At 32.7% G+C, this 14,217-nt stretch carries 11 protein-coding genes; 4 read left to right on the forward strand and 7 right to left on the reverse strand.

Annotated features, from left to right (window positions below; all coding sequences use genetic code 11):
- From LG45_RS06665 to LG45_RS06680, 4 genes are all read left to right on the forward strand, one after another.
- Positions 1-684, forward strand: coding sequence for an SDR family NAD(P)-dependent oxidoreductase (locus tag LG45_RS06665; protein WP_035125604.1), 684 nt, complete (start codon positions 1-3; stop codon positions 682-684).
- Between the two features lie 2 nt (positions 685-686).
- Positions 687-1,289, forward strand: coding sequence for a SprT-like domain-containing protein (locus LG45_RS06670; RefSeq protein ID WP_035125605.1), 603 nt, complete (start codon positions 687-689; stop codon positions 1,287-1,289).
- Positions 1,290-1,753: 464 nt separating this feature from the next.
- On the forward strand, positions 1,754-2,815 hold the full coding sequence (locus LG45_RS06675) for a mannose-1-phosphate guanylyltransferase (RefSeq protein WP_035125606.1): 1,062 nt from the start codon (positions 1,754-1,756) through the stop codon (positions 2,813-2,815).
- Between the two features lie 75 nt (positions 2,816-2,890).
- Entirely contained in the window at positions 2,891-6,400 is a 3,510-nt protein-coding gene (locus LG45_RS06680; protein ID WP_035125607.1) for a T9SS type B sorting domain-containing protein, read from the forward strand.
- A gap of 1 nt (position 6,401) precedes the next feature.
- Here the strand turns inward: LG45_RS06680 and LG45_RS06685 are convergent, their stop codons facing one another.
- The 7 genes from LG45_RS06685 to gcvP form a co-directional block, all read right to left on the reverse strand.
- Entirely contained in the window at positions 6,402-7,166 is a 765-nt protein-coding gene (locus tag LG45_RS06685; protein ID WP_035125608.1) for an ABC transporter ATP-binding protein, read from the reverse strand.
- A gap of 3 nt (positions 7,167-7,169) precedes the next feature.
- A complete protein-coding gene (locus tag LG45_RS06690; RefSeq protein ID WP_035125609.1) occupies positions 7,170-7,919 on the reverse strand; it encodes an MlaE family ABC transporter permease in 750 nt (249 codons plus the stop codon).
- Positions 7,920-8,101: 182 nt separating this feature from the next.
- On the reverse strand, positions 8,102-8,950 hold the full coding sequence (locus LG45_RS06695) for a glycosyltransferase family 2 protein (protein WP_035125610.1): 849 nt from the start codon (positions 8,948-8,950) through the stop codon (positions 8,102-8,104).
- Between the two features lie 9 nt (positions 8,951-8,959).
- Entirely contained in the window at positions 8,960-9,481 is a 522-nt protein-coding gene (locus LG45_RS06700) for a methyltransferase (protein WP_035125611.1), read from the reverse strand.
- Between the two features lie 68 nt (positions 9,482-9,549).
- On the reverse strand, positions 9,550-10,608 hold the full coding sequence (locus tag LG45_RS06705) for a 3-oxoacyl-ACP synthase III family protein (protein WP_035125612.1): 1,059 nt from the start codon (positions 10,606-10,608) through the stop codon (positions 9,550-9,552).
- Between the two features lie 129 nt (positions 10,609-10,737).
- Positions 10,738-11,115, reverse strand: coding sequence for a group III truncated hemoglobin (locus tag LG45_RS06710; protein ID WP_035125613.1), 378 nt, complete (start codon positions 11,113-11,115; stop codon positions 10,738-10,740).
- Positions 11,116-11,253: 138 nt separating this feature from the next.
- Positions 11,254-14,097 (reverse strand): aminomethyl-transferring glycine dehydrogenase, encoded by a 2,844-nt coding sequence (gcvP, locus tag LG45_RS06715; RefSeq protein WP_035125614.1) that lies wholly within the window; start codon positions 14,095-14,097, stop codon positions 11,254-11,256.
- Positions 14,098-14,217: the final 120 nt, after the last annotated feature.

A 14,217-nucleotide genomic window follows, 5' to 3' on the forward strand; every position in this document is an offset into this window, starting at 1 on the left:
ATTGTGAGTAAAAACATAATTATCACAGGAACTTCTCGCGGAATTGGATACGAATTGGCATTACAATTTGCCAATGCTGGGCATCAAGTTTTGGCAATTTCCAGAAAAACACCACATGAATTAATCGAAAATCCGAATATTACTTGCTTATCAATTGATATTTCTGTGGAAGAAGAAATGAATCAAGTAGAACAATTTCTATCTTCAACTTGGAAAAAGGTTGATGTAATTATCCACAATGCAGGAAGCTTAGTTTTAAAACCATTTGCTGAAACTACACAGTCGGATTTTGAAAAAGTGTATAAAGTCAATGTTTTTGGAGTTGCCAATTTAACTCGAATTTGTATTCCATTTCTTCAAAAAGGAAGTCATGTAGTTTCAATTAGTTCGATGGGTGGCATTCAAGGAAGTATGAAATTTGCTGGACTTTCTGCTTATTCTTCTAGTAAAGGTGCGATTATAACATTATCTGAATTATTAGCCGAAGAATATAAAGAACAAGGAATTGCGTTTAATGTTTTGGCTTTAGGTTCCGTCAATACACAAATGTTGCAAGAAGCATTTCCTGGTTATGAAGCGCCAATTTCTGCAACTGAAATGGCAAATTATATTTATGATTTTGCTCTCACAGGAAATAAATTTTACAACGGAAAAGTGTTGCAAGTTTCTTCTACAACTCCATAAGCTTGAGCGAAGTCTTATCAAAATATTTACCTGAACACGCGGTTCAAAGTTGTTTTGAGTTAATCAAAGCCAATTCGGTGCATTTAAAAATCGTTAACGAACGACAAACACGCCATGGTGATTATCGAAAAGGTCTTTCTGGAAAACACGAAATTACTGTAAATGCAAATCTCAATAAATACCGTTTTTTGATAACATTGGTTCACGAAATTGCGCATTTGGTTGCTTTTGAAAAATTTGGTAGAAAAATTTTGCCGCATGGAGTAGAGTGGAAGATGACGTTTCAACGATTGATGGTTCCATTTATTCGACCAGAGATTTTTCCGCATTCGGTGTTGCCGTTAGTGGCTAATCATTTTAGGAATCCGACGGCGAGTAGTGATACTGATGCTAAATTAGCATTTGCATTAAAACAATTTGATGAAAGAAAACCTGATATTCATTTTATTCATGAAGTGCCAAGTGGAAGTTTATTCAGAATAAAAAATGGAAGAATTTTTCAAAAAAAAGGGCTTCGAGTAAAAAGATATGAATGTGTTGAGGTACAAACAGGAAGAACTTTTTTGTTTAATGCAAACGCTGAGGTTGAAATAATTCCTGGATGATATGAAAAATTTAAATTAAAGAATCACTATTTACTATTGATTACCTCACTGATTCTATTATTTTTAGGCTTTTTATTTAATGAAGAAACATTCGATATAAATGTTCACGACACTTATTATATTATAAGTATCAATCATTTCTATTGGTTAATTTCAATTCTTCTCTTTTTCTTTTTCCTTATTTATTTATTGTTTGATAAAGCTGAAATTAATTTTGGACATAATTTTTCAAAAATTCATATTTTCGGAACTTTAATTTCAGTATTAGGTTTGCTATTTCCTTATTCATTAATTTTTAGCAAAGTTGAGTTTTCTTTAAACGAAAATTTACAATACATAAATTTATGTATGATAATTAGTATTTTAGCCTTTTTAATGATACAAATCCTAATTATTATAAATATATTTGTAATTCTTACAAAGCGATTCTTTAAGAAGATGCTTTATAAATAGAATGCTATCAAATGAATAAAAATTATTACGCAATTATAATGGCTGGTGGTGTAGGCTCAAGATTTTGGCCCGTTTCTACAACCGATTTTCCTAAGCAATTTCACGATATGCTGGGTTCTGGTGATACTTTAATTCAAAAAACTTTTAGTCGGTTAGCAAAATTAATTCCATCAGAAAATATTTTTATACTTACCAACGAAAGATACAATGACTTGGTTTTAGAGCAATTGCCGATGGTTGAACAAGATCAAATTTTGTTGGAACCAGCAATGCGAAATACTGCTCCATGTATTTTATATGCTTCGTTAAAAATAAAAAAGCAAAACCCAGAGGCACTAATGGTTGTTGCTCCTAGCGATCATTGGATTGAAGATGAAGTTGAATTTGGTGAAAATTTAAAACAATGTTTTGATTTTTGTGAGAATGAGGATGCTTTAGTAACTTTAGGAATACAACCAACTTTTCCAAACACTGGATTTGGTTACATTGAATTTGATAAATCAGATGAAAATTCTCTTAAAAAAGTAAATCAATTTCGAGAGAAACCTGATTATGAATCAGCAAAATCGTTTCTTGAAGCAGGAAACTTTCTTTGGAATGCTGGGATTTTCATTTGGAGTGTAAAATCGATTATTTCTTCTTTTGAAAAATTTCAACCTCAAATGATTGCTTTGTTCATGAATGGTTATAACGATTTGAATTCTGCATCTGAAAAAATTTTTATTGAGAAAAATTATGCTATTGCCGAAAATATTTCTATCGATTATGCAGTCATGGAAAAGGCAAATAATGTATATGTTCTTCCAGCAACATTCGATTGGAATGATCTTGGTACATGGGGTTCGCTTCATGAAAAATTGCCAAAAGACCAAAATAATAATGGTGTTATAAATGCTAAAGTTATTCTCGAAAATGCATCCAATAACATCATTCGATCTGATGCCGATAAAATAATTGTAATTCACGGCTTAAGTGATTACATTATTGTTGATAAAGAAGGAGTTTTAATGATATATCCAAAAAGCAAAGAGCAAGATATTAAAAGAATAACAGCATTGGCTAGCGATTTGTAAATTTATTGCAAATGCCAAGCTATTTTTTCAAGAATTTACATAGTAAGAATTAACCAAAATATAAATAAGAAAATTATGAAAAACAGTACTTTCAAAACTTTTAAATTTTTTTTTATAATTTTTTTATTTTTCCAACTTTCTTACAGTCAACTCTCGGCTTTTACATTTAATGTAACGCCAACAAATGAAACTTGTTTAGGAAACGGAGCATTAGCCTTTAGTGTTTCGGGAACATTGCCTGGTTCTACAATGGATTACTCTGTTTATTTGTTACCCAATACTACAACACCTTTGGTAGTTGTTACAACACCCACTTTAACTGGACTAAATGCGGGTAATTATTTAGTAATTGCAACGCAATCTTTGGGTGCAAATTCTGCACAAAAGCAACAAAATGTGACCATAGTAAACCAGATTGAAAATCTAACTTTTACAATAAATAGTATTAAAGTAAAATGTGGCAATGATGGTGTACTATCTGTAAATGTCACGAACGGAAATCCCGTTTCTTACCAAATATTAAGTGGTCCTATAACAACACCTTTACAATCATCTAATACTTTTCAAAACTTGCCAGTTGGTGTGTACCAAATTCGTGTGTATGACTCTTGTGGAGAAGCTGTTGTGCAGACATTCACGTTAACGCAAGCTTTGATTTCTTTAATAATTGACCCTGTAACGTTTCAGAATACTAATTTGCCTTCCTGTAATTCTATTTTAGTATCAAACTTTTTCGGAGTTTTATCTGGTGCTGAAATAGCTTTTCCATTAACTTTTCAATATACAGTTTATCCGCCAACAGGTGCGCCACTTACCTATTCTCAAGTTGTAACTAATGGTGCGACTGCCTCTTTAGTGATTCCTTTTTACCATAATCAGTCCTATTATTATAATTTAAAAGTTATTGATGCCTGCGGAAATAGTTACACTAGAAATAATAATGTAATAAATAAAAGATTTGATTTTACACCTTCTGTTTTAAAGTTGAGTTGTACTGAAGTAGCGTTAAAATTGGTTCCTGAGTATTATGTTAATCCTTATACAGTAAATTTTTTAACTTTTCCTGCAGGTTTTAATCCATCAACTTTTAATGCATCGCATCCAGGACCTTTCTCAGGTATTGATGTGATTTATGGCGGATTAGGAAATAGTTTTCCTATTGGAAGTTATACAATTCAAATGACTGATGCTTGTGGAAGAACTTCTACTAAAGCATTTACAGTGACCAATGATCTTCCAGTTCCTGTGGCAGTTGGTTCAAATAATGGTTGTGGTGATATAAATATTTTGATGAGTGCTGCTCAAATGGTTTCTGTAGTAATCATTAATGCACCGGCATCGTATACTGTTCCTTTGCCAAATAATGTATCGAGTTTGATAAGTCCAGATGGTTTTCAGTTTTTTATTACTGGATTACCGCAAGGAACTTATACTTTTAATGTAACGGATTCTTGTGGAATTGTTCATATTGTTGCAGCTACTGTTGCACCTTATTCTCCAGCACAATTGTCTGTTATTCAACGTCCAGGTTGTAGTCTTGGCTTTGGTTCAGTAATTGTAAATGATGCTAATGGAATTTCTGCTGCTACATTAATCGCTGCACCATCTTCTTATACAGCAACTTTGCCTCAAAATTTATCTGCAAATAGTGTAAATTCTACTTTTTATTTTGGTTCAGTTCCAGAAGGAAGTTATACTTTTCAATTTACCAGTAATTGTGGAGCTCTAAGAACGGCTACCATAAATGTGGTTGGATATCAGGTTACAAATAACGTTTTAAATGTTACAGAAAATTGTGGTTCTTTCAACTTGTTTTTGCAATATACAAGTAATGGAACTTTTATTGAAACTTACTGGTTACAAAAGTTTAATACTGTAAGTGGGCAATGGACGCATCCATCAACCGGATTTGTTTATAACGCTGGAGATCAATTAAGTGGATTGAATTCAGTGCCTTTGTTGAATAATTCTAATAATTTGAATTTAGCTTTCACAGGTCAGTTTAGAATTTTGAAAAGCTTTAGATATTTAGTAAATTCTGAATATACTAGTTGTGTTCAGATTATAAATAATTTTGATTTTTCTGGCGGACCAAAAATTATTAATGTTTATGCCTTTTTATGTTCAAGTACAACAAACGAAGTTATAGTAGAAGCAACAGGATTGCCACCATTAAATTACAGTATTACAACTAAAAACGGACTTCCATTTGTTGTTAATAATGGAACATCAAACTCCTTTACAAATTTAGATCCAGCGATTTATAATTTTCAGGTGCAAGATTTTTGTGGCAACATAGTAAATAGTATTTTTGATATAACAGAATTAGAGCCCTTTGAAATTCAGTCAACAGTAACTTGTAATGGATTTGACGGTTCGCTTTCTGTTCCGCTATTTTCATTTTTAACTTACGAATGGTATAAGGGAAATGAGACTGGAACTATTTTGAGCACTTCAAATGTTTTGAATTTTACACCTTATAATTCTGCAACAGATTCTGGAATCTACCATGTGCTTATAACCAATCCAAGTAATACCACTTCTTGCGTTGACACAATTTTAGATTTTACAATTCAACCAGATCCTACGCCTCCAAATGCAGGTTTGGATGGAACAGTTTCATTCTGTGGTGCTCAAACACAACTTAATTTGTCAAATTATATAGTTGGTGCTTTCGATACTACTGGTGTTTGGACAGAAGTAACCGCAAGTGGTGGCACTTTAACCGGTAATTTATGGGATGCAACTTCAGTAAATTTTGGAACCTATCAATTTAAATATACTGTTAACGGTTCATGTGCAACTTCTGATGAATCTTTTGTAGAAATCACCATTAATCCTATTCCACAAACGCCAGTTGCTTCTGTCGATTCTGTGGTTTGTGATGGTCAGAATTTACAACTATATGCAACAACTATTATAGGCTCAACATACCAATGGAATGGGCCAAACGGATTTACATCTTCAGATCAAAATCCAATAATTGAAAATGCAACTTCAATAAATAACGGAACTTACACCGTGAAAACGTTAGCTAATGATTGTGAATCGCCATTGGCTTCAATTGATGTGGAAATTTCTGCATTACCAGAGTTTGAAATTGTTTTTGAATGTATTGATAATGAAGCAACATTAACCGCAGTTTCATTAAACAATTCATTCGATGAAGGTACGGCAACTTATCAATGGAGTAATGCTGACGGTTATACAAGTTCAACAAACCCGACAATAATTACTGGTGAAGAAAAAGGAATCTACATGTTGACAATTACAAATAGTTTAGGTTGTTCAACCACAAATACCTTTGATGTTTTAAATACACTTTGTAAAATTCCAAAAGGTGTATCTCCAAATGCCGATGGAAATAATGATTCTTTCGATTTATCTGGATTTAGTAATGTAGAAAAAGTAAAGATTTTCAATCGCTACGGAATGGTAGTTTATGAGCTTGACAATTATGTAGATCAATGGAAAGGTCAAGATAAAAAAGGAAATCTCTTGCCATCAGCAACCTATTATTACTTAGTAAATTTTGCTGGAAGCGAAGCAAAAACTGGTTGGGTTTATTTGCTTAGAGAAGAATAATTTATAAATCTTTATTTTGTGCTTTTCTAATTTTTTTGAAAAGATTAGAGGAATAAACAAAATCAACAATTGCTTCATTGTCAGTCTTAAAGATGTCTTTTTTAGTTCCTTCCCAAGCTAGAATTCCGTTTTTTAAGAAGATGATTTTCTCGCCAATTTCCATCACCGAATTCATATCATGTGTATTGATTACCGTGGTGATGTTGTATTCTTGGGTAATTTCCATAATTAAATTATCAATCACAATAGCAGTTTTTGGATCAAGTCCAGAATTGGGCTCATCACAAAATAAATACTTTGGATTGTTTACAATAGCTCTTGCAATGGCAACACGTTTTTGCATTCCGCCCGATATTTCAGAGGGTTTTTTATGATTAGCATCTACTAAATTAACCCTTTGAATAACCACATTCACTCGATCTCTAATTTCTGCCGCCGATTTTGTAGTAAACATTTTCAACGGAAACCCTACATTTTCTTCAACTGTCATACTATCAAATAGAGCACTTCCTTGGAAAACCATTCCTATTTCTGTTCTCAATTCGCGTTTTTCATCGCTAGTTAAATCAGAATATATTCTTCCATCAAATGAAATTGTCCCTACATCTGGAGTGAAAATTCCTAACAATGATTTTAGCAAAACTGTTTTTCCAGAACCACTTTGTCCTATAATTAAATTGGTTTTTCCGGTCTCAAAAGTGGTAGTAATTCCTTTTAAAACTTTAGATTCACCAAACGATTTTTCTACATTTTTTACTTCTATCATCTGTTAATTGGTTAAAAGTAACTGCGTTAAAATATAATTCACCAAAATAATTATCACCGAAGTCCATACAAAGGCAACTGTACTTGCTTTCCCAACTTCGAGTGCGCCGCCTTTCATATAATAGCCATGAAATGATGGAATTGTTGCCAAAATTAAAGCAAACATTATTGTTTTTATAAATGCATAGGCGATATGAAACGGTATGAATTCGGTTTGAATTCCCTGTATAAATTCTACGCTCGACGTAAATCCGCCATAAACTCCAGCCATCCAACCGCCAAGAATACCAAGAAACATTGCGATTCCAATAACAAACGGATACAATAAAAGCGCAATTATTTTAGGGAAAACTAAATAATTTAAAGAATTTACACCCATAACTTCCAAAGCATCAATTTGCTCAGTAACACGCATAGTTCCAATGCTTGACGTTATAAACGATCCCATTTTTCCTGCCATAATTATTGAAATAAAGGTAGGAGCAAACTCTAAAATTACAGATTGTCTAGTTGCAAAACCAATTAAGTACTTAGGAATTAATGGATTGGTTAGGTTTAAAGCAGTTTGTATAGCCACAACACCACCAACGAAAAACGATATAAATGCAACAATTCCGAGAGAATCAATAACTAAATCATCAATTTCTTTAAAAATTAATCCTCGCATAACACTCCATTTTGTGGGTTTATTGAAGACTTCTTTTAGCATTAGAAAATATTTTCCTATTTGCGATAAATAGCGAACTAGCATCATAGTTTTTAAATATGTCCAAAAATAGTTATAAGTTGTGAGTTATGTGTTATCTATTAAGTTTTTTTTGGGCGTTTCCTTGCAGGTCGGGCTGTTCGCTTTATCTTTTATTCCGCTATCGCTCCACAAAAGGATGCCGCTTCCATCCCTAACGCAAACCGTAATAAATAAGAAACTAATTTTTTTTAAAACAACTTCTCTTTCATCTTTTGCAATCGATAACTACGTATAAATTTAGCTTGCTCAGTTGTAACCAAAAGTGGTTTTTTAGCAATTTTGGCTTTCCAAAAACCTTTTAAATAATCAATAAAAAGAAAAGGTTTTTTTTTCATCATCGCCAATTTAGCTGATGCAATTGCAGTTATAAAAAAGCCATATCCTAGTGTGTAGAACGCTTCTCCTTGCTTGTAACGAGCCGTTTTGTCATATCGTGCACCAGTTGGTTTTAAATGTTTTACATGCAAACTTGAATCGGTTACAATTTTCCAATTATAAAATTTACAAAGTAATTCATCAACTGTATCCCAACCCATTGCTGGTTTTAATCCGCCAATTTCTTTAAAAGTTGCTTTTCGATACGCTTTTAATGCACCACGAATATGATCTTTATCGGTCAGGTTTTCTAATATCCAGTCGCCATTTTTTTCAATGTAACAAAAACCACCAACCATTCCAATTCGTTCATCTGATTGGAAATGTTTTATAATTGTTTCAAAATAATTTGATGGAAAAATCAAGTCGGCATCGATTTTGACTAGAATATCATAGTTTTCATCAATGTGTTTCTCACCTTCATGAAACGCCTGTATAACTTTGCTTCCAGGTAAATGAACAGCATCTGAAATCTTATTTACTAACGAAATCCAAGGATATTGTTTGGCAAATTCTTCTATGATTGCTGCAGTTCCATCTGTAGAATTATCATTAACCACAACCACTTTTGAAGGTAAAACTGTCTGCTCAACCAACGATTGCAAGGTTAGCGAAATAAATTTTTCTTCGTTGTAAGTTGGAATTATTAGGTAATATTTCATGAGAAAAGTCTATTTTCTTTCGGCAAAAACAATATAATATCTCGGAGTAAAATATCTAAGCAAAGGACGAAATCCTATTTTTTTTACTGGATGTGTGAATTTTTCTCTAGCAGTGATTTTCCAACCAGTTTTTTCTAAAAGCCAATCCAGTTGCCAATCTTCAAATTCATGATAATGTCTGTCCCACATATCCGTTTTGCTTCTGTAGGCAGGAGAAAACCATAATCGTAACGGAATAGAAATAAGTAATTTATCGCATTTTACGTTTTGTAAAACAGTATAAGGATTTAATAAATGTTCGAAAATTTCAAACGCTGTAAAAACTGTATAAGTTTCAGTTTGCAAAGCCGTTTGATCATTGTCTAAATCTTCACCTTTTGTATTTTTTACAGTATAACCATTTTCCTCCATAATTCTAGAAAACGGATTTGGAACACCTAAATCAAATATAGTTTCTGATGTAGTAATGTGTTTTTGTAAAAATTCTAAAGTATGCTTAAAGCGTTTATTTGGAAATGTTTTTTCGTACATGAAAATGAAAATTTATAGTGCAAATTTACTTTTTTCTTCCGACTTCTAACTTCCAACTTCTAACTTTTTTACATTTTATAAACAATGGCATTTACATTCATTCCAGCGCCAACTGAAGCAAACATTATTACATCACCTTTGTTTAATTCTTGGTTTTCGATTTCACCTTTAACAAGTGAATCATATAACGTGGGAACGGTTGCAACACTAGAATTTCCTAATTTATGAATACTCATTGGCATAATTCCATCTGGCGGAGTTTGTCCGTAAAGCTTATAAAAACGCTGGATAATTGCTTCATCCATTTTTTCATTGGCTTGATGAATCAATATTTTTTTGAGATTTGAAATATCAATTCCGCAACTATCAAGACATTCTTTCATGGCTTTTGGAACATTGCTTAAAGCAAATTCGTAAATTTTTCTACCATGCATTTTTATGTAGCGAACATTAGGATCAAGATTTTTATTGAATGAACCACCAAAGAATAAATAATTGGCTTCGTCATAAGTAAAAGTCGCCGATTCATGTGCTAAAATTCCACCTTCATTTTCTGTAGCTTCAATAATTGTTGCTCCAGCACCATCAGAATAAATCATCGAATCTCTATCGTGTGGATCGGTGACTCTAGATAAAGTTTCGGCACCAATAACTAAACATTTTTTAGCCATTCCAGACTTGATAAAAGCAGTAGCTTGAATTACGCCTTCTACCCAACCAGGACAACCAAAAAGCATGTCATAAGCGACACATTTTGGGTTTTTTATACGTAGATTATATTTTACTTTAGAAGCTAAACTAGGCAACATATCACCTTGAATAGCACCTTTTTTTACATCGCCAAAATTGTGTGCAAAAATAATATAGTCTAATGTTTCAGGATCAATATTGGCATTTTCAATCGCTTTTTGGGAAGCAATAGTTGCAATATCAGAGGTTATTAAATCATCGGCTACATATCTGCGTTCTTCAATTCCAGTGATACCTTGAAATTTTTCGGTAATTATTTCGTTAGGTTGTGCAAACGGCGATCCATCTTCATTTAAAAATTCATGTTTAGAAAAGTCACTATTAGAAACTATCTTCGTTGGAATATAACTTCCAGAACCTGTTATTTTTATATTCATCCTGCTTTTAATGATATATTATAATGTAAATTTAGAGATAATAAATCAATTTGCAATGCAAATGATACTATGCATGCATATATTTATGAAATTATCAATTTTAGAGATTTATTTTATCAAATATATATATTATTGATTTTTTTGTGCAATTTTTATTTGCATAATTGTTGCAATACTTAGTGCTTGGGTCTTCATTTTTTCTGAATTATCACCTTTAAAATGTTCATCAATCGTTGTGTTGAAATGATTTAACCATATTTTGAATAATTCTGGAGATAAATATTCTTTATCATTTATGTCTAAATGTATCTGGGTAAGATTATTGCTGTATCCGCCAGTGCCTAAAATAGCTTGCGACCAAAAAGTAACTAAAATTGGTAAATGTTCTTCGAGATGAATTTTTACAACATCAGTAAAAATATAACTTATACTTTCATCAGACAAAAGTTTTTTATAAAATTCATCTACAATTAGATGCAAATCGTCTTGGTTTTGAATATCATTCATTTCTTAAAAATTTGTATGCAAAGTTACTCGATTCCATTCTCAATACTATGATTTATGTCATTTTATATAAAAGTAAAAAGGTTTCAAAAATTAATTTGAAACCTTTTTACTTCGTATTTCTGACTTCGTACTTACAAATTACATATATGCCTCAATTGGAGCACAGCTGCAAACTAAATTTCTATCACCGTAAGCTTCATCTACACGACGAACACTTGGCCAGAATTTATTTTCGGCAATATAATCCAATGCAAATGCAGCTTGTTCTCTTGTATATGGAAAAGTCCAAGTATCACTTGTAACCATTGCTAAAGTGTGTGGAGCATTTCTTAAAATATTATTTGCATCCTCTTTAGTAGAAACTTCAATTTCTTTTCTAATAGAAATCATGGCATCACAAAAACGATCTAATTCGGCTAAATCTTCACTTTCTGTTGGCTCAATCATTAAAGTTCCAGCTACAGGAAATGAAACTGTTGGCGCGTGAAAACCATAATCCATTAAACGCTTAGCGATATCAGTTACTTTAATTCCTTTTTCTTCAAATGATCTACAATCTAAAATCATTTCGTGTGCAGCTCTTCCCATTTCTCCAGAATATAAAATTGGGTAATGTTCTTCTAAGCGTGCTTTCATGTAATTAGCATTCAAAATAGCAAATTTTGTAGCATTTGTTACACCTTCAGCACCAAGCATTGTAATGTATCCGTAAGAAATTAAACATACTAAAGCAGAACCATAAGGTGCAGCAGAAATTGCTGTAATCGCTTGGTCTCCACCAGTAGGAATAATTGGATTTGTTGGTAAAAACGGCACTAATTTTTCGTTTACACAAATTGGTCCAACACCTGGTCCACCACCACCGTGAGGAATAGCGAAGGTTTTATGTAAATTTAAGTGACATACATCAGCGCCAATTGTTGCCGGATTTGTTAATCCAACTTGAGCGTTCATATTGGCACCATCCATGTAAACTAAACCACCATTTTCGTGAATAAGTTCAGTGATTTCGCAAATAGCACTTTCAAAAACTCCATGAGTTGATGGATAAGTTACCATTAAACAAGAAAGATTGTCTTTATGTTCTATTGCTTTCGCTCTTAAATCTTCTACATCAATGTTACCGTTTTCCATAGTTTTGGTAACGATAATTTGCATTCCTGCCATTGCTGCCGATGCTGGATTGGTTCCGTGAGCCGAAGCTGGAATCAAACATACATTTCTGTGTTGATCACCACGAGATAAATGATAAGCACGAATCGCCATCAAACCTGCATATTCTCCTTGCGCACCAGAATTTGGTTGCAAAGTTGTTCCTGCAAATCCAGTTATCACATTTAATTGATGCTCTAATTTTTTAAGCATTATCTGATAACCTTCTGCTTGTTCAACTGGTGCAAATGGGTGAATGCTGTTCCAGTTGGCCATTGATAATGGTAGCATCTCGGCTGCAGCGTTCAATTTCATTGTGCAAGAACCTAACGAAATCATCGAATGATTTAATGATAAATCTTTACGTTCTAATTTTTTGATATAACGCATCAACTGACTTTCAGAATGATGGTTGTTGAATACATCATGAGTTAAGAAAGTTGAAGTTCTTTCTAATGAAGTAGGTACATTATTTGTCGAACTTAATTCAGAAACTTTAAAACTTTCTTTCCCTGTTGCTTCTGCAAAAATTGAAATGATTTGATTAATATCTGAAACAGAACTAGTTTCGTTTAAAGAAATTGAAATCGTATCGGCATCAACGTAATAAAAATTCACTTCGTTTTTCTCTGCGATTGCTTTTACTTTTTGGGCATCAGCTTTTACTAAAATAGTATCAAAGAAAGAAGTATTTACATTGTAAACGCCTAATTTATTTAAAGAATCAGCCAAAGTAACTGCCGAAGCATGTACTTTATCAGCAATATATTTTAACCCTTTTGGTCCGTGATAAACCGCATACATTCCGGCCATAACTGCTAGTAAAACTTGAGCTGTACAAATATTAGAAGTAGCTTTTTCACGTTTGATATGTTGTTCGCGAGTTCCTAAAGCCATTCTTAAAGCACGATTTCCATTTACGTCAATAGAAACACCAATGATTCTTCCTGGCATGGAACGTTTAAATTCTTCTCTTGTAGCAAAATAAGCAGCATGTGGTCCGCCATAACCCATCGGAATACCGAAACGCTGTGACGTACCAACTACAACATCGGCACCAATTTCTCCTGGAGATTTTAGTTTTACCAATGATAAAATGTCAGCAGCTACAGCTACTTTAATTTCTTTGTCGTGTGCCTTTGCAATGAAACCTGCATAGTCATTTACTTGACCAAATTTTCCTGGATATTGTAAAATTGCACCAAAAAAGTCTGATGAAAAATCAAATGTTTCGTGGTTTCCAACAACCAATTCAACACCAATTGGAGTAGAACGCGTCTGTAAAACGGATAAAGTTTGAGGTAAAATTTCTTCAGAAACGAAGAATTTACAAATATTATTTTTCTTTTGGTCACGAGAACGAACATCATATAATAATGACATTGCTTCGGCAGCTGCAGTTCCTTCATCAAGAAGTGAAGCATTTGCAATTTCCATTCCAGTTAATTCTATAATAGTAGTTTGAAAATTCAAAATAGCTTCAAGACGACCTTGAGCAATTTCGGCTTGATATGGCGTGTAAGCCGTGTACCAACCTGGGTTTTCAAAAATATTTCTCTGAATTACCGCAGGAACAATCGCTGGATGATAGCCCAAACCTATATACGATTTGTAGACTTTGTTTTTATTTCCTAATTCTTGAATATGCGTTAGGTATTCGTATTCAGTCATTGGAGCGTCCAAATCTAAGTCTTTTGCTAGACGAATATTGTCTGGCACAGTTTCATAAATCAACTGATCCATATTTTCAACTCCAATAGTTTTAAACATATATTGTAGGTCGTTCTCACGCGGACCTATGTGGCGTAATGCAAAAGCGTCTGTTTTCATTTAATAAATAAATATAAAATTTGTGTGTTGTTTTTAGAATCTGAAAATATTCAAATTGAAGCCACAAAAGTAATTATTAAACTTTTATTTTTTAGTTAAACAAAGGGTAATATTTTGAGA

The sequence above is a fragment of the Flavobacterium aquatile LMG 4008 = ATCC 11947 genome, from assembly GCF_000757385.1.
Classification (GTDB): domain Bacteria; phylum Bacteroidota; class Bacteroidia; order Flavobacteriales; family Flavobacteriaceae; genus Flavobacterium; species Flavobacterium aquatile.

Excerpts from the sequence above, each read along its gene's own strand:
- LG45_RS06675 (WP_035125606.1), top strand. The coding sequence starts at position 1,754 with ATGAATAAAAATTATTACGCAATTATAATGGCTGGTGGTGTAGGCTCA.
- LG45_RS06680 (WP_035125607.1), top strand. The coding sequence starts at position 2,891 with ATGAAAAACAGTACTTTCAAAACTTTTAAATTTTTTTTTATAATTTTT.
- LG45_RS06685 (WP_035125608.1), bottom strand. The coding sequence starts at position 7,166 with ATGATAGAAGTAAAAAATGTAGAAAAATCGTTTGGTGAATCTAAAGTT.
- LG45_RS06690 (WP_035125609.1), bottom strand. The coding sequence starts at position 7,919 with ATGATGCTAGTTCGCTATTTATCGCAAATAGGAAAATATTTTCTAATG.
- LG45_RS06695 (WP_035125610.1), bottom strand. The coding sequence starts at position 8,950 with ATGAAATATTACCTAATAATTCCAACTTACAACGAAGAAAAATTTATT.
- LG45_RS06700 (WP_035125611.1), bottom strand. The coding sequence starts at position 9,481 with ATGTACGAAAAAACATTTCCAAATAAACGCTTTAAGCATACTTTAGAA.
- LG45_RS06705 (WP_035125612.1), bottom strand. The coding sequence starts at position 10,608 with ATGAATATAAAAATAACAGGTTCTGGAAGTTATATTCCAACGAAGATA.
- LG45_RS06710 (WP_035125613.1), bottom strand. The coding sequence starts at position 11,115 with ATGAATGATATTCAAAACCAAGACGATTTGCATCTAATTGTAGATGAA.
- gcvP (WP_035125614.1), bottom strand. The coding sequence starts at position 14,097 with ATGAAAACAGACGCTTTTGCATTACGCCACATAGGTCCGCGTGAGAAC.